The 19,142-nt window shown below is 44.4% G+C and carries 19 protein-coding genes, 1 tRNA gene and 2 riboswitches; of the genes, 15 read left to right on the top strand and 5 right to left on the bottom strand.

Annotated elements, in window-relative coordinates; genetic code table 11:
• Window positions 1–46: 46 nt before the first annotated feature.
• Together nrdG and NST94_RS02370 are read right to left on the bottom strand one after the other, a co-directional pair.
• A complete protein-coding gene (gene nrdG, locus NST94_RS02365) occupies window positions 47–562 on the bottom strand; it encodes an anaerobic ribonucleoside-triphosphate reductase activating protein (protein WP_076124537.1) in 516 nt (171 codons plus the stop codon).
• Complete coding sequence (locus NST94_RS02370; protein ID WP_339281611.1) at window positions 559–2,544, bottom strand: anaerobic ribonucleoside triphosphate reductase; 1,986 nt, start codon at window positions 2,542–2,544, stop codon at window positions 559–561. The genes nrdG and NST94_RS02370 overlap by 4 nt, the downstream gene beginning before the upstream one ends.
• Before the next feature lie 241 nt (window positions 2,545–2,785).
• A riboswitch (cobalamin riboswitch) is annotated at window positions 2,786–3,021 on the bottom strand.
• 377 nt (window positions 3,022–3,398) lie between these two features.
• Here NST94_RS02370 and NST94_RS02375 point away from each other — a divergent pair.
• The 6 genes from NST94_RS02375 (at window position 3,399) to NST94_RS02400 (ending at window position 6,237) form a co-directional block, all read left to right on the top strand.
• Entirely contained in the window at window positions 3,399–3,707 is a 309-nt protein-coding gene (locus NST94_RS02375; protein ID WP_339281612.1) for an MTH1187 family thiamine-binding protein, read from the top strand.
• A gap of 93 nt (window positions 3,708–3,800) precedes the next feature.
• Window positions 3,801–3,872 (top strand) — tRNA-Thr (locus tag NST94_RS02380).
• Between the two features lie 234 nt (window positions 3,873–4,106).
• Complete coding sequence (locus NST94_RS02385) at window positions 4,107–4,274, top strand: hypothetical protein (RefSeq protein WP_175617348.1); 168 nt, start codon at window positions 4,107–4,109, stop codon at window positions 4,272–4,274.
• A gap of 440 nt (window positions 4,275–4,714) precedes the next feature.
• Window positions 4,715–4,894 carry a hypothetical protein gene (locus tag NST94_RS02390; protein WP_076185198.1) on the top strand — a complete coding sequence of 60 codons (180 nt, stop codon included), beginning with the start codon at window positions 4,715–4,717 and terminating at the stop codon, window positions 4,892–4,894.
• Window positions 4,895–5,093: 199 nt separating this feature from the next.
• On the top strand, window positions 5,094–5,897 hold the full coding sequence (locus NST94_RS02395) for an undecaprenyl-diphosphate phosphatase (RefSeq protein WP_339281613.1): 804 nt from the start codon (window positions 5,094–5,096) through the stop codon (window positions 5,895–5,897).
• 112 nt (window positions 5,898–6,009) lie between these two features.
• On the top strand, window positions 6,010–6,237 hold the full coding sequence (locus NST94_RS02400; RefSeq protein WP_339170975.1) for a hypothetical protein: 228 nt from the start codon (window positions 6,010–6,012) through the stop codon (window positions 6,235–6,237).
• 612 nt (window positions 6,238–6,849) lie between these two features.
• Here NST94_RS02400 and NST94_RS02405 read toward each other — a convergent pair.
• Window positions 6,850–7,041 carry a hypothetical protein gene (locus tag NST94_RS02405; protein ID WP_339170976.1) on the bottom strand — a complete coding sequence of 64 codons (192 nt, stop codon included), beginning with the start codon at window positions 7,039–7,041 and terminating at the stop codon, window positions 6,850–6,852.
• Between the two features lie 226 nt (window positions 7,042–7,267).
• Here NST94_RS02405 and NST94_RS02410 point away from each other — a divergent pair, with 226 nt between their 5' ends.
• Window positions 7,268–7,657 carry a hypothetical protein gene (locus NST94_RS02410; protein WP_339170978.1) on the top strand — a complete coding sequence of 130 codons (390 nt, stop codon included), beginning with the start codon at window positions 7,268–7,270 and terminating at the stop codon, window positions 7,655–7,657.
• Between the two features lie 213 nt (window positions 7,658–7,870).
• On the opposite strand, the gene NST94_RS02415 is transcribed toward NST94_RS02410, so the two are convergent.
• Window positions 7,871–9,121 (bottom strand): kelch repeat-containing protein, encoded by a 1,251-nt coding sequence (locus NST94_RS02415; protein ID WP_339281614.1) that lies wholly within the window; start codon window positions 9,119–9,121, stop codon window positions 7,871–7,873.
• Window positions 9,122–9,307: 186 nt separating this feature from the next.
• On the opposite strand from NST94_RS02415, the gene NST94_RS02420 reads away from it, so the two are divergent.
• Window positions 9,308–9,721, top strand: coding sequence for an ASCH domain-containing protein (locus tag NST94_RS02420; RefSeq protein ID WP_339281615.1), 414 nt, complete (start codon window positions 9,308–9,310; stop codon window positions 9,719–9,721).
• A gap of 199 nt (window positions 9,722–9,920) precedes the next feature.
• Here the strand turns inward: NST94_RS02420 and NST94_RS02425 are convergent, their stop codons facing one another.
• A complete protein-coding gene (locus NST94_RS02425; protein WP_051491249.1) occupies window positions 9,921–10,313 on the bottom strand; it encodes a hypothetical protein in 393 nt (130 codons plus the stop codon).
• 495 nt (window positions 10,314–10,808) lie between these two features.
• Window positions 10,809–10,899, top strand: a riboswitch (cyclic di-GMP riboswitch).
• Window positions 10,900–11,007: 108 nt separating this feature from the next.
• Between NST94_RS02425 and NST94_RS02430 the strand changes: the two genes are divergently transcribed.
• The 7 genes from NST94_RS02430 (at window position 11,008) to NST94_RS02460 (ending at window position 19,106) form a co-directional block, all read left to right on the top strand.
• Window positions 11,008–13,713, top strand: coding sequence for a choice-of-anchor A family protein (locus NST94_RS02430; protein ID WP_339281616.1), 2,706 nt, complete (start codon window positions 11,008–11,010; stop codon window positions 13,711–13,713).
• Window positions 13,714–13,820: 107 nt separating this feature from the next.
• The gene (locus tag NST94_RS02435) at window positions 13,821–14,795 is read left to right on the top strand and encodes an alpha/beta hydrolase (RefSeq protein WP_256717233.1); all 975 of its coding nucleotides are present in this window, start codon (window positions 13,821–13,823) and stop codon (window positions 14,793–14,795) included.
• A gap of 819 nt (window positions 14,796–15,614) precedes the next feature.
• On the top strand, window positions 15,615–16,004 hold the full coding sequence (locus NST94_RS02440) for a NusG domain II-containing protein (protein WP_036681022.1): 390 nt from the start codon (window positions 15,615–15,617) through the stop codon (window positions 16,002–16,004).
• Window positions 15,988–16,545: a Gx transporter family protein gene (locus NST94_RS02445; RefSeq protein ID WP_076124520.1), complete on the top strand. Its 558-nt coding sequence runs from the start codon at window positions 15,988–15,990 to the stop codon at window positions 16,543–16,545. Before NST94_RS02440 ends, NST94_RS02445 begins: the two co-directional genes overlap by 17 nt.
• Window positions 16,546–16,574: 29 nt before the next feature.
• A complete protein-coding gene (locus NST94_RS02450) occupies window positions 16,575–17,429 on the top strand; it encodes an ATP-binding cassette domain-containing protein (RefSeq protein WP_076179744.1) in 855 nt (284 codons plus the stop codon).
• Window positions 17,420–18,322, top strand: coding sequence for an energy-coupling factor transporter ATPase (locus NST94_RS02455; RefSeq protein ID WP_076124517.1), 903 nt, complete (start codon window positions 17,420–17,422; stop codon window positions 18,320–18,322). The genes NST94_RS02450 and NST94_RS02455 overlap by 10 nt, the downstream gene beginning before the upstream one ends.
• Window positions 18,315–19,106 carry an energy-coupling factor transporter transmembrane component T gene (locus tag NST94_RS02460; RefSeq protein ID WP_076179743.1) on the top strand — a complete coding sequence of 264 codons (792 nt, stop codon included), beginning with the start codon at window positions 18,315–18,317 and terminating at the stop codon, window positions 19,104–19,106. The genes NST94_RS02455 and NST94_RS02460 overlap by 8 nt, the downstream gene beginning before the upstream one ends.
• Window positions 19,107–19,142 lie beyond the last annotated feature (36 nt).

Genomic DNA, 19,142 nt, shown 5'->3' on the forward strand with positions numbered 1-19,142 from the left:
ATCCCTTCTTATTTCAAATTAATTTTCAATATCAAAAATTGATATATTATAGCGCAGCAGGCTGCCACAGAAAGACCTCCGAGCCGTTCATGCTGGCCGGAATGTCGATAATGCGTTGGTTGGAGCTTCCCCGGTAGAGAAGCGTAGTATCTTTCAGTTCTTCTACAAATCTTCCATCTATTAACACCTGACACTGTTTAAGTAGATTCCACTCCGGTGTACCGGGAAGGGCTGTAAGTTCTTCGTACGTATAACCACTGTAAATCCAGATTGAGAACCCTGGCAGTACAGTGCGAAGCTCATGAATGAACCCCAGCAACTCTTCTGCTGAGAAAAAAGGATCGCCGCCTGCCAGTGTCAGACCATCCAGCAAAGGGTTAGCGGCGATTTCTGCAATGATTTCATGTTGTCGTTCTAAGGTGAAGACTTCTCCATATTTAAAGTTCCATGTCTCGGGATTAAAACATCCCGGGCAACGATGGCGGCAGCCGCTGAGAAAGAGGACGGCCCGCATGCCCTCTCCCTCGTTAATCGACTCCGGATAGTAACCGCAAATATTCATAGATGCTTAACGCGATCCCGAACTTCAGCTTGTTTGGCGGCATTAAAGCGGGTCTGATAGTCGCCGGTTAAATAACCTGTAACTCTGCGCAAACGGCGGATGTGCACGTCATTCTCATGTGCGTTGCAGGAAGGACAGTTTGTCCCAATTACGCCTTCGTATCCACAGCTGGAGCAGCGGTCAATCGGATGGTTAATGCTGAAATAACTGACCTGTTGTTCGAGCGCATATTTAATGATTTTGATAAAAGCCGATGGGTTGTTGCGGGCATTGCCGTTTAATTCGACATAAGAAATAGCCCCGGCATTGCAGTATTCATGGAAAGGAGCTTCCAAGCTGATCTTCTGAGCAGCACCCAGATCGAAGTATACAGGGATGTGAAAAGAGTTCGTATAATATTCACGGTCGGTTACGCCCGGAATGGAACCCAGTACCTTGCGGTCAACTTTGGTGAATTTACCGGACAAACCTTCTGCTGGAGTTGCGAACAGGGTGATGTTAAGATCCAGTTCCTCACTTTTCCGATCGCAATAGTCCCGCATATGACGCACGATAGCCAGCGCCTTGGCATGAACTTCCATATCCTCGCCATGGTGTTTACCGTACATAGCTTTCATACATTCCGCCATACCGATGAAGCCAAGAGACAGACTGCCATGCTTCAGCAGATCGCCTACAGTGTCATCAGGTGCAAGATGTTCGCCGCCTTCCCAGACGCCTTCTCGCATCATGAAATCGGAAGCTTTAGCTTTTTGTGCGGTTTGGATGTGGAAGCGATGAAGAAGTCCTTCCAGCGCAATATCCATGTAATGATTTAGATCTTCATAGAAGCCAGCTTCGTCTGCGACGGTACGTCTGCCTGTTACTGTGCCGTGTGCCAGACCTAGCCGAACCAGATTCAGTGTATTAAAGGAAAGGTTGCCCTTCCCAGAGCAATGATTACGCCCAAAACGGTCACCGAGCACTCGGGTTCGGCAGCCCATTGTAGCGAACTCCGTATCAGGATCACTTGGATCATAATACTGCAAGTTGAGCGGAGCGTCCAGATTAGCGAAGTTTGGATATAGTCTGCGCGCAGAACATTCAGCCGCTTTTAGGAACAGTTCATAGTTAGGATCGCCTTGCTGTTGATTGATTCCTTGCTTGCATTTGAAGATTTGAATCGGGAACACTGGTGTTTCTCCGCTGCCAAGTCCGTTCATAGTTGCGGTTAGCAGAGAACTGATCACAAGCTGACCTTCTGGTGAAGTACAAGTACCGTAGTTGATGCTGGTAAACGGTATTTGTCCACCGGATCGGCTGGACATGGTATTCAGATTATGTACCATACTTTCAGCCGCTTGCAGAGTTTCGATTTCGGTTTCCTTTAGTGCAAAACGGAACGCTCTTGGATATAACTCCGCCAGATCGGTCCGGCTCATCGTAATCTCGCCCAAAGATTCATCAGCTTGTCCTTCTTCAAAATAATTCAGACCCTTGCGGAACAGCTTGGCGAAGGATTTGGTTACATAAGGTGCCAGATCATAGTCGAGTTTATTGGCGGATACACCACCATATTGAGCATTTTGCTGGGATTGGAAAATAATCGCTACCAAAGACATAGCTGTCATTATTGAGTTCGGAGGACGAACGCTGCCGTTGCCGGTATTGAAACCTTCACGGAGAAGTTTATCAAACGGGATAAAAATACAGTTCGTCGTTCCAATCGCATATTGATCCAGATCATGCACATAGACGACATTGTCATCAATAGCCTGCACTAGCTGTGGCGGCATCGTAAAATTGCGGGCGTACCATTTTGAATATTCACTGCCGAACTTGCTCATTTTACCGGAGAAACTCTCTCCATTCAAATTGGCATTCTCGCGCAATAGGTCCATATCCCGACTGTCGATAATATCCCGGCCTAAATCAATGAGCTCTTCTAAAAGAACTTCCCGTGCATTTTCTACTCCATTAAATTGTCTCTCCAACAACGTCATTGTACAGCTCTCCTCTCAGTATAAAAGAAAAACATCTATCATCAAATCCATATATCCATAAGAAGTTGGACTGCTATAAGCAGTCGTATATTTGTTCAGATTACATAAAAAAAGCATCCCCTACCCGAGGATGGCAGAAAATGCCCGATGCGTTATGTAAATATCCACACGGATATTTGCAGAGGTCTCTACGTAGATGACCGCATGCGGACACCATCCCTGTTCCTCGCAGGCATCAATAGTTGGTGTCGTCGAAACAGGTAGGTCTCCTGGCTTCCGTGGGATCTCTCGGCGCCTTCCCAAGGGTGTTCCTAACCCTCAGTGGCATTTGCCGGGAGATGTGGATTCTCAAGCTTCCCAGAAGCTTAAGAAGGCCATCCGGTTACAGTGGCGGGACCGCAGCGGATTCTCACCGCGCTTCCCTATTAAGCTCTAAATCCGGTTAAGGATCAAAGCGCCTGTCTCCACTATATTTTGTTGTCGTTAGATAAAAATAACCCAAGATGTTGTGTTTGTAAACAGTTTTTTAGAAAACCCGCGCGGGGAGCGGGTTCTTTAAAAGTACTCCACAAATGATCCACAGGCTGTCCATAAGTAATCCACAATTGATCCACAGGGAGATGCGAAATGATTCATAAATTGTCCGAAAAGATGCCACAAAGAGTCCATAAATATAGTGCAGATGACCCTAGAATTTGCTCATGAGAAAATACTCTTAGCCCAAGTCATATTTTGGAGTAATCAGAAGAAATAGAAGAGATAAGGGAGGATAATCTTGCTTAGTTTGTGACAGAGCGGTGGAATTGTTACAATGGAAGGAGACAGCTACTATAAAATTTCGAGGAGGTATTCTCATGCCTATTGCTGAAGTTACAGTTATTCCAATTGGAACAGGCAGCACCAGTCTTAGCAGCTATGTTGCGGATATGCAGCGGGTGCTGAAGACAGTAGAAGGGATTACTTATGAACTTACGTCCATGGGGACGATCATCGAAGGGCCTCTGCAACGCATTTTTGCCGCGGTAGAAGCTTTGCATGAGTCTCCTTTTGACGCAGGTGCAGAACGTGTCTCTACCTCACTTAAAATAGACGACCGCCGCGATAAACCCTCTACTAGCCGTGGAAAGTTAGAGTCTGTGGAGCGTAAGCTACAGGTGGATTAGCAGTTTAGAAGGGCGGAAAACAGGGAGAGATAGGCTTGCGTTTCTGGCTGGAAGTTGTATAATATTTTTTGTTTGACAGAAAAACAGCGTTAAGCTGGTGTAGCTCAGGGGTAGAGCAACGCACTCGTAATGCGTAGGCCGGGGGTTCAATTCCCTTCACCAGCATATCTAAGAATGGCGCAATGGCGCGGTTTTCCGGGATTCCGGGACCGTGCCATTTTTCGTTAAATCCCCCTGACTTCTTCCATTCTTCTACCCTTTATCCGAGTAAAGTGGGTGTCTCGTCAATTTTCTCCACTTCTTTTCGGGTTCCTAGAATAGAATCTCAGATACATCGGGGCACTGCTTCCTGCAAGTTGGGGAGAACATGTGAATAAGTACCCAGGGTGATATTTATTGATGAATGGCCTAATCTTTCCTGAAGTCGAATATGATGGACAGCCAATGCCGTTCCCTGTTCTTCTGGAGAAACGTATCAAGGAAGATAAGACATGGCGCGAAATCGCTAATGAAAACGGTATGACTAGTGGTCACTGTCGAGCAGACGGAAGGTGTGGCGCAAGCTGACAGCAATCAGAATGAAGAATGGTGGAGGAGGAGCATCATAAGCTGCTTTTCTCTTGCGGGGGCAGATCGGTTAGATGGTAATTACTATAAAAATAAAAAAAGACACCACAAGGTGTCTTAGTACAGATACTTTTCGCTCGAATTTCACGAGCTCGTCAGTGAACTGAGTTCATAAGCAAGACTGGCTACGGCTAACAGATGAAGAGATAAAGTAATATCAATGTTAAAATGTGCGGTAATATTAATTTTCATAGATAACCACGCTCCTAAAGTATAAATACACATAAAGAAAACTTTATAAAGCGCTTGGCCTGCCATCATCAGTGCCAGGTAGCCATCCTGTACAGACGCCTTAGCGTTTCGACAATAACATTATACTTAATATTTTGTGTTTTGCCAAAAAAAGGACCCCCTATTCTTGGTCGGGGTGGCGGTTCTGTGTGGTTTCTCAGCGCTTTGGAATCATGATGGTCATTGAGGCTCCACGCACGCGGCTGCAGAATGATCAAATGGAAGTTACGTTTCGGTATTCATATCTGCTGTATGCTCTGAACTTGATTATCCAAAATAACGGGCAGCAAGTTCAGAAGGTTAACGGATTTTTTATTGATACAGGTTGAATTTAATGTTTGATACTGTTGTTATGCTAACGGGAAAGGATAGTTTAATAAAGGAGTTACTTAAGACTGGAATAATGAGCAATGTGACAATTATGTCATTCTGAATTGAATATTGTTAGGTTAATCGATGGGGAAGTTTACGTGTCTCCCTTATACTGGAAATTAAATGATTTTATTTCCGAAAGGGGACAATGCACTAATGACTGATGTAATTAAAGCAATAATACTTGGCATAATAGAGGGCTTAACTGAATTTTTACCAGTATCATCTACTGGACATCTTATTCTAGCAGGCGATTTGCTTAGCTTTGAGGGAGATGCTGCAATAACTTTTAAAATTGTTATTCAGTTGGGTGCAGTGATGGCAGTTTTAATTCTTTATTGGAAAAGGTATTTGAAGATTGGGGTTAATATGATTAGAATGGATTTTTCCAAAAGCAAAGGATTAAATGTCATTCATATGATTTTGGCTATGTTACCAGCATTAATCCTATATCTTCTCTTCAAGGACACAATAAAAAGCCAATTATTTGGCCCAACCCCTGTTTTGATCGGTCTAGTTGTTGGTGGCGTGTTGATGATCATTGCAGCGCGGAATAGGCGGACTGAAACCGCTGGTACTATCGATGGGATTAATTATAAACAGGCTTTCGGAATTGGTCTGTTCCAATGCTTGGCGTTATGGCCGGGATTTTCGAGATCAGGTTCGACGATTTCAGGTGGCCTGTTGCTTGGCACTAGCCAAAAAGCCGCTGCAGATTTTACATTCCTTATTTCTGTGCCTGTTATGTTTGGTGCAAGCTTGTTGGATTTGTACGATAGTCGTGATTTGCTGAGTTCTGACGATTTGCTTCTAATGTTAATTGGCTTTGCGACATCCTTTCTTGTGGCAATGATTGCAGTAGTGACGTTCATCAAACTGATTAAGAGACTTCGATTGGAGTGGTTTGCTCTATACCGGTTTGTTTTAGCAGCTCTCTTCTATTTAATTGTCATACAGTAATTGGGCAAATGTAAAGAAAATTGTAGCCTTAATGGATTACGGGGGAAACCCTATCGAAACCGTTATTCAAAATAGCGGAATGGAATGGACAATCTTAAGGCCGTCAGAATTTATGAAGAATGCATTATATTTTTGGGCAGAATCCATTCAAAAAGAAGGAATTGTAAGAACGGGATTCCCTGATGCTTTGGGCGTTAGAATTCACGAGGCAGATATTGCCGCTGTTGCAGTCAAAGTGCTCACTGAAGAAGGCCACCATGGGAAAATATACGCTTTAACTGGTCCGCAATCGTTATCTAACGGTATGTATTGTAAAATTACGAACTTCGCAACTTGCTAGCTTGCTAGCTTGCTAAATTATTCCTAAGGATAATTTGCTAATCAACTGCTTAAAGTTTATATACAAAATAGTCCAGACGAACCATACTTAACTTATTGATTCGAAAGTGCCGAAACCCTGCCAGATGGCGGGGTATTTCGTTATCAGGAGGTTATGAGATGAGAAGTTAAGCTGCGAATTGCTGAAGCAAGAAATCAAAGATTAGAATTCGTAGGGATTAAGCCCGAAGATGTACATAAACATTTAGTCACTTACTAGGGCGTGACCTTTGAATGCCGATATAGTTGTGAAGCAATGTATGATTACAAAAAAATGTATAAATTTTATATTGGAAAAACGATCTAAAGGTAAGAGACCAGTCTAAAGATTCGTTATATTACATAGGAATGATCATGTTGAGTAATGTATACAAAGTCCTTAAGACAGACTCTGAATTTTTAACGGCTGCTCTGTCACAGTCTCATATACTACGGGTCCATCAAAATTGCTGGAGCCCGGTTCGTTCGGGACCGATTTGAACTCAGAGCATACATAAAATAACCCCCCCAGTGAGTTTGCACTAGGAGTTCCAGTGAAGGAAACAAGGTTAGAGTTTCCTTATCAATATATGCACTATAAAGGTTGTAATCGGATATATTTTACTACCCAAAGCGGAAATGAAATAATACCATTACCTGTGTTTAAATGGACGAATTGGTCACTAAAATTTTCTTCGCAAATGCCTTCAAAGGTTTCGCCACTGATTAAGTATAGGCGCACTGGTGAATGTTCTTTTATTGACTCTTCGACTCTTTTGTTGATCAAAACAAGCCACCTCTTTTTTTAAGTGATTACATTATCACTAATGCTATACCTATAAACACATTTATCCCAACTCAACAATAAGTGTGAATTTATATGTGAAAAATAATACATATATTTATGTTTCAAAAGAGTATATACTGGATTCACTATCAAGTTGTGATTACCAACTAGAATTTTTTTGGTGAGTTTAGATCACATCTTCTTATCATTTGGGGAGGTGTCTTATTTGGAAAAAACCCTTAATTATGTACAAGATTTTAAATTGCTTGAAGAACGAATTAATGCATTTATAAATTATGATTCATGCATTGAATACGTAGAAGGATCTGAAGAAGTTGTAGCTGGCGGGGCCTTTGCCTGGACCAAGTTAAAATCGGCGGAGAGCTATAAACAAGAGCACATTGATGCTGACTACGTAGAATTAGCAGAAAGGGTACGTACAGTACTGGAAAACGAACATAGTCCTAACATTGAAAAGTTTGAGCGTAGTTATGAGCTAGTAATGAATTATATCCGACAAGATACTTTTCTCTGGGTACCTGGTTTGAAAAGTGTTATTGAGAGTATAAAATCTGAATTGGATTTGCAACAATTTTTTCTTAATCAATATAAATAGTAAATTTAATGCGTCAATCATAAGTGGTGACTAGCTATTTCATAGGTGTCTTATAAAAAGCTTAATTATATAAATTGAGAATGATACTTTTAATTCAATTAATTCTACATACAGTTTTCTTCCTTTGAATTTGGGAACAATACTAAAGCCTCCATTTATAACTTCATAAAAAAGCCCGTCAATTTTAAATGGTTGGCGGGCTTTTTTTGTTTATTAAATTGTATACTCACTGACTTCAAAGGTTAGTATTTTATCGTAAATGACATAATCTTTTCTACTGGTAAAAGGCCCCTTATTATTATCGTGCTTATTAATGGCATAAGATGCAGTTCCTGCACCAGTTTGTTTATTCTCATACCAATTTATAAAGGCATTAACCTCATCCATACTTAAATCAAATTCTTTTTCAAGTCCTGTATTCATTGTTATGACAAGTATAGCGCGATCACCAGTAGGTTGCTCCGGACCCGGTGTTGGTTCAGGGGTTGGTGTTGGTGTAGGAGTAACTTCAGGTATAGGTATAGTGATTGCTTCTACTGTTGATATAGCGGCAGTTTGATTCGAACCTCCGATGATAAAAATAGTGTTGTTAATTACCGCGGCTGAATTTTGAAATCTCCATGAAGTTAAGTTGGTAAAAACACTCCATGTATCAGTTTGAGGACTGTACTTCTCAACAGAAAGACCATAACCTAAATAATAGATCTCTCCATTTATTACAACTGCGGCACCACCGGATCTTTGAGTGGGCATACTCTTTTTTTCAGTATATGTGTCTAACACAGGATCATATTCATAAAGATTTTTGAAGAATATTGAAGCACCTGCTGCAACATTGGTCCCGCCAGTAATGTAAATTTTATCATTAACAGTAGCGATAAAAGGGCCATTCGGGTTAATAGGCATATTATTTTTAAAAGTCCATTGATTAGTTGATGGATCGTATTCCTCGACGGTAAATAATGAAAGTCCGCTGCTATCTTTTGATCCACCAAAAACGTATATTTTCCCATTGACTACCGCTGAACTTGACCATGATCTAGGAGTTTGTAATGGTGATTTTGTTTCCCAACTGTCTGCTATAGGGTCGTACATTTCAACAACGTTGGTTCTACCCCCGCTATAGTAACCTCCAATAACATATATCTTATCGTCTATAACTGCAGCAGTTGTTGCGGCTCTAGCAGAGGGCATACTTTTTCTTTCAGACCACTTGTTAGTTTCTGGAGTGTACATGTAAGTTTTATTTGTTCTTGTTCCTGTAGCTGCCTCTCCTGATCCATTTGCTCCCCCGAAAATATATATCTTTCCATTCAACTCTGCTGATGCTGATCCCATCAAGTTTATGGGCAAACTAGCTTTTGTTTCCCATTTTACAGTTTCTTCAGCGGATACAGAAAAGGCTGAGAACAGACTTAAGATAAGAATTATAGAACTAAGTAGTAATGTTGTTTTTTTTAACAAAAGAATACAACTCCTTATGTATATTAATAACTATACAAATTTATCTAACTCATCAAAGATTGTCCAAACATAAATTCCTATTTATGAAATATAGTGATAGATAATCAATATATTCTTTTATATTCCATAATAATAATAATTTGTTATTGTATAAAGAATGTATGTAAAACAAAGGGGATAAATATCATGCGGTGTATAACAATACGGCAGCCTTGGGCGACCTTAATTGCTCTTGGTGAAAAAGAGTTTGAAACTCGTTCATGGAGAACAGCCTACCGCGGCGAGTTAGGCATCCATGCCGGAGTGAGGATTGACAAAAAGATTTGTGAACAGGAACCGTACAAATCAGTATTGGCGAAACATGGCTATACAGCGAATAATTTGCCGACAGGAGCTATTATTGCTACAGGTCAGCTCGCGGGATGTTATGTGGTTACTCCAGAGGTGGATTTAAGGGAATGGATCAATGGGAACGAATATGATTTTGGCGACTATAGTGAAGGACGGTTTGCCTGGAAGCTTGAAGGGGTTCATCCATTAAGCCATCCAATTCCAGCTAAAGGTCGGCTAAGCTTGTGGGAGCACTCTACTCACTTCTGAACGGCGAACAATATTTTTAATGTAATTTTTATGTGCCTATCAGCTTTTTTTCAGGTTCGAGGTATATATTAGAGACACCAAACACCCCCCAGTGTTTTGTGGTATATCTCTCTCAGGTCTTGCCAACTCCCATGGTAAGGCCTATTTTTTTGTTCACTAATTGATTGGGGGGAGAGAGCGCAGCGGCTTCTATACAGCTTTACTTAATCTGGTACTGTTCTTCGTAACTCTTAAAAGATGAAATATCCAGCCCTAGATATCTGCGCATATGGATGGCAGCCTGAGCCGCAACAATGTCATTCAACAGCAGCATTCGTTCATGATAGCCACGACATATATACTTGGCTTCAATTCCCGTATTAAGTCTGTTTTGCTCATACACCTTGATTCCCCGTCTTCTCATTTCTGCACGAACATCCCTTAGATCTGTTGTAGCTACTGCAGCAGCTGTTCCAAGCACCTCCAGATAAGGGGCGGGTGTTCGTAAGTGTGTAGATAAAATGGCGGAGTCCCGTTCGAAAGCTGATAAAATCATCGGAAGCAATAAATAAGATTTCACCAGCATGTTGTCCCTGCTTTCTGCTCTATGCATGAATCTCATCACCTCTAATAGGAACGTATATTCGTATTCTACCCCGATATTCCAAAAATAATCAATGGTATTTCTAAACAGCTTATCCAATGTGATAAAATTCACAACTAAATAACGAAGAATAAATTATATTAAAAATTGTAATAATAAAAATTAATGTATCGAACGCAAATAAAGGAGAATTATGATGGAAAAAGAGGGCAGCCTCCAGCGTGGATTGTTTTTTGGTTTAATTCTGAGTGTTCCCTTATGGATATCCATATTGGGCTATATACAGTTACTTTAAAATTTAATGAAAAACCTTATGCGAAGCGCCTTTAGGCGCTTTTTTTGTGTGGTACTAATGCGGGGAATTATCGAAAGGAATTGATTGACAATTGTGGGTGTCGGGAGCTAAACTGTTATTAATTCAAAAGTATTAAAAGTCATAGACTGTTATTGGATAGAATGCTTCAGCTACCAGTTCTGGACTTGCAGTGTAATACATATATATAGTCATGATAATAGCAAACCGTCTGAAAGGGCGGGACGCAAAGTCCAGGAGTCTAAAGTGTCTTAAAGGCACAATGACCGTCCGACTGCCATGAGAAGGGAATTTCACTTCTTTTTGGCGGTCTTTTTTGTTGTTAGGTCCTTTAGAGTTTCTGGTAATTATTCTGATTAATATAAATCATAGTTTTAGGAGGTGTGCCATTTGAAAAGAAGAATAAAACCGTTACTCTCGCTTGTATTAGCTGGGATTTTGACGGTAGGTAGTGGGCTTTCCTCATTGGGAGCTGGAGTTGCTGGAGCTAGTAGTTCTTCTACATTGGGAATTGCAGCGGTCTACAACGTGTTTATTCTAGGGGATATAACGACAGTTTCGGATACGGAAGGAAGGTTTGCTGCTGGAGGTAACGTTAACTTAACCAACTATAGTGTTGGAGATAGGTTGACCGCAGCAGAGGTTTCCCTGACTGACACACTTGTTGTTGGAGGGAATCTTACTTTCAACGGAGGTACTGTTTATGGGAATATCGTGTACGGGGGAGATTTTTCAGGGAATGTAACGCTCCTCAAGGGTGGTGCAAAAAGACAGGGGAGTACGATTGACTTTTCAGCCGTAGGTCAGTCTTTGAAGGACAAATCAGCAGAACTTGCAGCATTGCCGGCGAATGGAACAACAGTGTACCAATATGGCAGCCTTACCCTGACAGGTACAGATCCTGCGGTCAATGTTTTTAATGTTTCAGGAGATAACGTCTCTAATACCTACGGAATTACAATAAATGTTCCTTCAGGATCTACTGCAATTATTAATATTGATGGTTCTAACGTAAAAATGAAAAACTTCGGATTTCTACCTAATAACGTGTTGAACAGCAAGAAAATTTTGCTTAACTTTAGCCAAGCTGCGTATCTTGATATGGCAGGCATAGGTGTAATGGGAAGCATACTTGCCCCCTATGCTCATGTTGATTTTATTAATGGTCAGATTAACGGTACTTTAGTGGCGGCTTCACTCAAAGGTACTGGTGGTGGTGAATTTCACCACTATCCATACGATGGTGATGAACCTGGACCAACGCCGACACCAACGCCGACAGTGACGCCGACACCAACAGTGACACCAACGCCAACGCCGACAGTGACACCGACACCAACACCGACAGTGACACCAACGCCAACGCCGACAGTGACGCCGACACCAACAGTGACACCAACGCCAACGCCGACAGTGACACCGACACCAACACCGACAGTGACACCAACGCCGACACCGACGCCAACACCATGTCCGACGCCGACAGTGACACCAACACCAACACCAACGCCGACAGTGACACCGACGCCAACGCCGACGCCAACGCCGACAGTGACACCGACGCCAACGCCAACAGTGACACCAACGCCAACGCCAACAGTGACACCAACGCCGACAGTGACGCCAACACCGACACCAACGCCGACAGTGACACCAACACCAACACCGACACCAACGCCGACAGTGACGCCAACACCGACACCAACGCCGACAGTGACGCCAACGCCAACAGTGACACCAACGCCGACGCCAACGCCAACAGTGACACCAACGCCGACAGTGACGCCAACACCGACACCAACGCCGACAGTGACGCCAACGCCGACAGTGACACCGACGCCGACAGTGACACCAACACCAACGCCGACAGTGACACCAACGCCGACGCCGACAGTGACACCAACGCCAACGCCAACACCGACACCAACGCCGACGCCGACAGTGACACCAACGCCGACGCCGACAGTGACACCAACGCCGACGCCGACAGTGACACCAACGCCGACGCCGACAGTGACACCAACGCCGACAGTGACACCAACACCGACACCAACGCCGACGCCGACACCAACGCCGACGCCGACACCAACGCCGACAGTGACGCCAACACCGACACCAACGCCGACAGTGACGCCAACGCCAACAGTGACACCAACGCCGACGCCAACGCCAACAGTGACACCAACGCCGACAGTGACGCCAACACCGACACCAACGCCGACAGTGACGCCAACGCCGACAGTGACACCGACGCCGACAGTGACACCAACACCAACGCCGACAGTGACACCAACGCCGACGCCGACAGTGACACCAACGCCAACGCCAACACCGACACCAACGCCGACGCCGACAGTGACACCAACGCCGACGCCGACAGTGACACCAACGCCGACGCCGACAGTGACACCAACGCCGACGCCGACAGTGACACCAACGCCGACAGTGACACCAACACCGACACCAACGCCGACGCCGACACCAACGCCGACGCCGACACCAACGCCGACGCCGACACCAACGCCAACGCCGACAGTGACGCCGACAGTGACGCCGACACCAACGCCGACGCCTGAAGCAACACCAACACCGACGGTAACGCCAGAGGTAACACCAACACCAACGGTAACACCAGAGGTAACACCAACACCAACGGTAACACCAGAGGTAACACCAACACCAACGGTAACACCAGAGGTAACACCAACGTCGACACCAGAGACTTCGGTGTTCCCGACACCAACGCCATCATCCGTAATTGGCACTATAGTTCTTGCAGAAGATCCTGTGCCGCTTGGGCCTGTAGCTTCGCCGACACCATCGCCAGTACCAACACCAACACCGTCGAATAGCACAGAAGTACTTGTTGATGATGATGAGATCCCATTAGGTCCGGTACCTGCAGTGACACCAACGCCAACACCAACACCTGATGAAATCATCGTAGTGGACGATACGATCCCATTAGGTAAGCCACCTGTGAAGGAATTGCCAAAAACGGGTGAATCAAGTCCTGCACCTTACTATGTAGCAGGTTTAGGTTTTGCACTTATCGGATTATTAATGAGAACCAAGTTCTCCAAAAAGAATAAATAATAAAGGGTAGATCAACATAGAGTCGCTTTCGGGAGTGTTCCGATGGCGGCTCTATTTGTATGTCATGATTGCGATAGTTTGGTGCATTCTAAGTAGATGGTATACTCTTGTTGGAAAAGAAATGTAGAGGGGATGGCGAAGGCGAATTGATATGGTTCATTATTAGCGCTGTAATCATCATAGGGATTCTAATCTATGTGGGATTTTTCTTCTATGGTATTGCTATTAAACGAGCGCCAAAGGTATTTCTAAGTAATAATCCTAATCTGAAGGCTGATCCTCCGGTTGCCGGAGCTTCTTGGGGGGAGGGGAAGGATTGGGTCTCTCGCCAGAGCTTCGAGAATATTGAGATCGTATCTGCAGATGGACTTAAACTAAGGGGTTACTTACTCCAATCTAATCGTGCTGCGGGACGCACAGCCATTCTAGCCCACGGTTATTCAGGTAAAGCAAAGGATATGGGGGCGTACGCCAAAATCTACTACGAGAACTTAGGCTTTAACATCCTAATTCCCGATGCAAGAGGGCATGGAGATAGCGCAGGGGATTACATTGGTTTTGGTTGGCCGGAACGAAAAGATTATTTGCAATGGATTGAATACATGATTAAAAAGACTGGGCCCAGTGCTCAAATTGTGCTTCACGGCGTCTCTATGGGCGGTGCTACAGTGCTAATGACCTCAGGGGAAGATCTTCCGCCGCAGGTAAAAGCTATTGTTGCGGACTGCGCTTATACCTCAGTAAAAGCACAATTATCTTACCAACTACGACGCATGTATCGCTTGCCAAGTTTCCCTTTCGTTCAAAGTGCAAGTCTAATCACCCGCTTGAAGGCGGGGTATGGTTTTGGTGAAGCCTCTGCATTAAAACAAGTGCGGAAAGCGAAGGTCCCGATTCTTTTTATTCATGGGGATGCGGATAACTTTGTACCTTTTGCTATGATGAATGAATTGTATGAGGCATGCCAGAGTCCAAAAGAGAGACTCATAGTGCCGCAAGCGGGGCATGGATTGTCTTATGATACGGATAAGGCGGGGTATATAGATGTAGTAACAGCTTTTGTAAGTCGATATGTAAAATAAGTCCTGAACGTAGACAGCGCCCGATATCCGCTAGGTAGCGGTTATCGGGCGCCTATATTTTTCCACACATGACGTAGTCCTTGAATAAGGAACGTACCGTCATGCTTTCTCGTTATATTCATCCCCCGCCGTTCGTGAGTAACGGGTGTCTTGATTCCTTGTTATTTCCAGCAGCCGTGTGGCGAGAATAATCCTTCCAATACGACAAAAGCCCTACCTCTCTTTTGCCCTTGCGGCTCCATTGACCGCGCCAGTGTGAATCGGAATGCTATATTTCGAATTTAATCTCATAAAAAGGAAGAGTACTGCAAGAAAACATAAAGCCTCTTTGTCCAAAATGCCGATGTGTATAATAGTCGGCCTGACATCTTCTTGGTGGGGATATTCAATATATCGAAAAACAAATACCATATAAATATAACACACTATTGTTTAAAAGGCAAATATAATAATGAATTCCAAGATAAGGTTTATTTGATTCTAGAGAGGAACAAACCTCGATAAGGGGCGCTTAGATTTTGAAAGTAACTTAAATTGGGTTAATTGTGAATTATTCCGGAAAAGCTAGTAAACCAGAGGAGATGGGCGATCTCGGTGCAAATGGGCTAAAATGTAAGTTGGATATTTTTGCAAACGCTACAAACTTCAACTGAAAATGCCAGAGACGAATGGGTTGTGTCTGCTGGGGTTATTTTGCGTGCCTATTTTGTGAACAGCTCTCTAAAACTGACAATAAACTCCAACATTGATTGAAGGATTGAGGGTAGACCGTTATAATTAATAAGTCTGGATTTTAATTAAAAAATAAGGGAGATTTTTATGAAACGCGCAGATGTGTGGCTGATTTCCATCGTATTGATTGCTGCGCTCGCTTTTCTCGTACCGAGATGGTTTTCGGACAATGATGACAAAGGTGGGGCCGGTAAAAATCTCATAGCCAATGTAACGGTGGACGGTGAGTTATTTAAAACGGTAAAGCTTACAAAAGAAGAACAAACCATTGAGGTCCGCACGGAACGCGGCTATAACATTTTGAAGGTGCATGATTACGGGATTGAAATGTACGATGCCGATTGCGCTGATAAAGTTTGCCTAGGTTTTGGTTTTATTACCCTGCCCAAACAGACGATTGTCTGTCTACCGCATAGAGTATTAGTCGAAATCACCAGTGCGTCGGGGGAGGATGATATAGATGCCTATGTCCAGTAGTGAATCTGCAACAGCTTTAAAAAGAACAGTGATTATTGCGATTTTCGCCGCAGTGGCAGTAGTGTTAAGTTTAATAGAGGCACAGATTCCGTTATCCGGGATGGGACTGGTGCCGGGTGCTAAGCTCGGACTGGCCAACATTATGATTTTGACTTGTATTTACTTTTTACGTGGACGGGATGCTTTGCTGCTTGTCATCCTCAAAACACTGCTTACTGCATTTCTGCTAGGTACCTTCTCAAGCTTGCTGTTTAGTTTATTTGGTTCACTTTTTAGCTTTGTTGTTATGTTTGTGCTGATGCTGATTAGTGGCAAAGGTAAGAGTATAAGCTTGATCGGAATTAGTATAGCCGGTGGGATTGCGCATAATATCGGTCAGCTGCTGGCAGCTTCTATGGTATTTGCATCACTTAGTATTTTTTATTATCTTCCCATGCTGCTGATCACTGGGGTAGTAACAGGAATTGCCGTGGGCTATGCAGTCCGTTATTTGGTGGCGTCATTGTCAAAAATATCGCTGTTTGAAGAATTTTTGGACTGATTAGTCACATCAGCGGAAGGATGACTAACATGAATGAATCATACGAAGGTCAAGACTTAGAGGGAGAGGGACAAGCAGTCATCTCTCTGGATGGGGTATCGTTTGGCTATGATCCCGAGCATCCGATTCTTCAAAATATAACGTTATCTATCTCTCGAGGACAATGGGTCAGCTTGGTTGGTCCTAATGGCTGCGGGAAGTCTACGTTGGTCAAGCTGCTCAATGCTCTCCTGCCTAAGGGGGCTGGTGAGATTGTGGTTAGTGGCATGCTGCTTAGTGAGGAAACGATCGGAAGCATTCGGCAATGTATCGGAATGGTGTTCCAAAATCCGGATAATCAGTTTATTGGAGCCACTGTAGAGGAAGATATCCTATTCGGCCTGGAAGGGCTTTGTTTGCCGTACGAAGAGATGGCTGAACGTTTGCACTCCTATACGACGAGACTAGGAATAAATCATCTGTTGTCCAAGCATCCGGGTGAGCTGTCGGGAGGTCAAAAGCAGCGTGTTGCTATCGCTTCCATTCTTGCTATGGAACCAGGCATCGTCATTTTTGACGAGGCCTCTTCTATGTTGGATGAAGGAAGCAGAAATGACCTTCTCGGTATTCTGCAGGATATGCGGGCAGAAGGGAAGTACACGATCCTCATGATTACGCATGATGCAGATGAGATTTTGGCATCGGATCGGGTGCTTGCGCTGCATGGAGGTGGTTTGGCTGCAGATGTTACACCGGCGGAGTTGTTCCGGAACGAGGAGCTTCTGGAAAAATGCCATCTGCGTGAACCTTATCCTTGGCGCCTTGCACGCGAGCTGCAGAACCAGGGTATTCATGTGGATGTTCCGACCAGTGAAAAGGAGCTTATAGACACGTTATGGCCATAGAATTACAGCAAGTAAGTTACACCTACGCTGACCGAAGCCTCTGGAAGCTGACGGCGCTCCGGGACATTAACCTCAGTGTACCCATCGGCTCGATGGTTGGTATTGCGGGGGCGACGGGCTCAGGTAAATCGACGCTTCTGCAATTGTTTAACGGGATACTGAAACCAACCGAGGGTACGGTAAAAGTGCTTGATGTAACTATTCAGGCTGGTGAGAAGTCACCTAAGCTAATGCCACTGCGCCGCCGAGTCGGATTGGTATTTCAATTTCCGGAGCAGCAGATGTTCGAAGATACGGTCGAGAAGGATCTCATTTTCGGTCCCCTTAATTTCGGGATGAGTCTCGAAGAGGCAAAGTCACGTGCACGTCAGGCCATGTCAGATATGGGGCTGGATCTCGCACTGCTAGAGCGGAATCCTTTCCAATTGAGCGGTGGACAAATGCGTAAGGCGGCTATCGCTTCCGTGCTAGCTATGGACCCTGAGGTCATCGTTCTGGATGAGCCCACGGCAACGCTTGATCCCATTAGCCGTGCAGAGCTAATCAGCTTGCTGGAGAGATTATGCCGTGAGCAGGGCAGAACGATCATTATCGTCACGCATCGGATGGATGAGTTATTGCCCTATGCGGACAGCTGGGTTGTACTTAAAGAGGGCAGCACGGCGTTTCAGGGCAGTGTAAAGGCGCTTGCAGATGATCCTTCGATTCTGGAACAGTGTGGTTTGACGGTTCCGCAGTCCCTTCGTTACTGGCGTGCAGTTGCTGATCATTTAGGTCTTGTGGATGAAGCCCCCCGCTTGACGGCTGAGAGTCTGGCAGAGCTTATAGCTTCGCTGCCAGCGGAATCAATAAGCACTGGTAAGCCCGATGGAAAGAGGGATGACCATGAATGAGAAACTGACCTTAGGTCGGAGTATTGAGACCGGTTCGTGGGTGCACAAGCTGGATGCTCGTGCCAAAATCACTGGCATGCTATTATACGTAGCTGTTATCCTGCTCTCACGTTCGTGGATGGCCATGGCTGTGCTGGCTATTTTTTCGATAGCCGTTATGGCTTCAACGAAGATTCCGCTTAAATACTTCCTGAAAGCAGCTAAGCCTTTACGTTATTTAATGTTGTTTATCTTTATTGTGCAGGTGGTGTCTGTAAAGACAGGGGAGGTAATGCTGACTCTTGGTTCCTGGTCTATCTATGAGGGAGGGCTGAGATTAGGGGCATTTTCGGTCATCCGCATGTTCTTTCTTATCACCTTTACAGCGCTTCTGACCTTCACAACAACGCCGGGGAAGCTGAATCAAGGGCTGGAGGGGATCTTGACACCCTTCAAAAAGCTTGGCTTATCCCCTGACCGTATCACGCTGATGATCAGCATTTCACTTCGTTTCATTCCTACGATTCTAGATGAATCGCAGATCATAATGAAAGCGCAGGCCTCAAGGGGAGCCGATCTGAAAGAGCTGCCTTTGAAGGAAAAGGGACGGATGTTAGTCTCCCTGCTGGTCCCGATTATCGCCAGTGCTTTTAGGCGTGCTCAGGATCTGGTGTATTCCATGGAGGCCCGCGGTTTTCGCATGGATGCTCCCCGCAGTCGGTATCACCGCCTAAGGTGGGGCAAATTCGATACTGTTTTTATTGGGATGTTTGTGGTCATGGGAATTGCAGTAGCTTTGTTATAATACTCATTCCCTATTAGTAGTATCAACTTGGGAGGG

The sequence above is a fragment of the Paenibacillus sp. FSL H8-0282 genome (assembly GCF_037963825.1).
In the GTDB taxonomy this organism is placed as follows: Bacteria; Bacillota; Bacilli; order Paenibacillales; family Paenibacillaceae; genus Paenibacillus_AQ; species Paenibacillus_AQ odorifer.

Bases quoted from the DNA above. Each gene is read 5' to 3' on its own strand.
- NST94_RS02425 (WP_051491249.1), bottom strand. From the start codon at position 10,313: ATGCATAGAGCAGAAAGCAGGGACAACATGCTGGTGAAATCTTATTTA.
- NST94_RS02460 (WP_076179743.1), top strand. From the start codon at position 18,315: ATGAATGAGAAACTGACCTTAGGTCGGAGTATTGAGACCGGTTCGTGG.
- nrdG (WP_076124537.1), bottom strand. From the start codon at position 562: ATGAATATTTGCGGTTACTATCCGGAGTCGATTAACGAGGGAGAGGGC.
- NST94_RS02400 (WP_339170975.1), top strand. From the start codon at position 6,010: ATGAAGAATGCATTATATTTTTGGGCAGAATCCATTCAAAAAGAAGGA.
- NST94_RS02445 (WP_076124520.1), top strand. From the start codon at position 15,988: ATGCCTATGTCCAGTAGTGAATCTGCAACAGCTTTAAAAAGAACAGTG.
- NST94_RS02450 (WP_076179744.1), top strand. From the start codon at position 16,575: ATGAATGAATCATACGAAGGTCAAGACTTAGAGGGAGAGGGACAAGCA.
- NST94_RS02375 (WP_339281612.1), top strand. From the start codon at position 3,399: ATGCCTATTGCTGAAGTTACAGTTATTCCAATTGGAACAGGCAGCACC.
- NST94_RS02440 (WP_036681022.1), top strand. From the start codon at position 15,615: ATGAAACGCGCAGATGTGTGGCTGATTTCCATCGTATTGATTGCTGCG.
- NST94_RS02420 (WP_339281615.1), top strand. From the start codon at position 9,308: ATGCGGTGTATAACAATACGGCAGCCTTGGGCGACCTTAATTGCTCTT.
- NST94_RS02370 (WP_339281611.1), bottom strand. From the start codon at position 2,544: ATGACGTTGTTGGAGAGACAATTTAATGGAGTAGAAAATGCACGGGAA.
- NST94_RS02385 (WP_175617348.1), top strand. From the start codon at position 4,107: ATGAATGGCCTAATCTTTCCTGAAGTCGAATATGATGGACAGCCAATG.
- NST94_RS02455 (WP_076124517.1), top strand. From the start codon at position 17,420: ATGGCCATAGAATTACAGCAAGTAAGTTACACCTACGCTGACCGAAGC.
- NST94_RS02395 (WP_339281613.1), top strand. From the start codon at position 5,094: ATGACTGATGTAATTAAAGCAATAATACTTGGCATAATAGAGGGCTTA.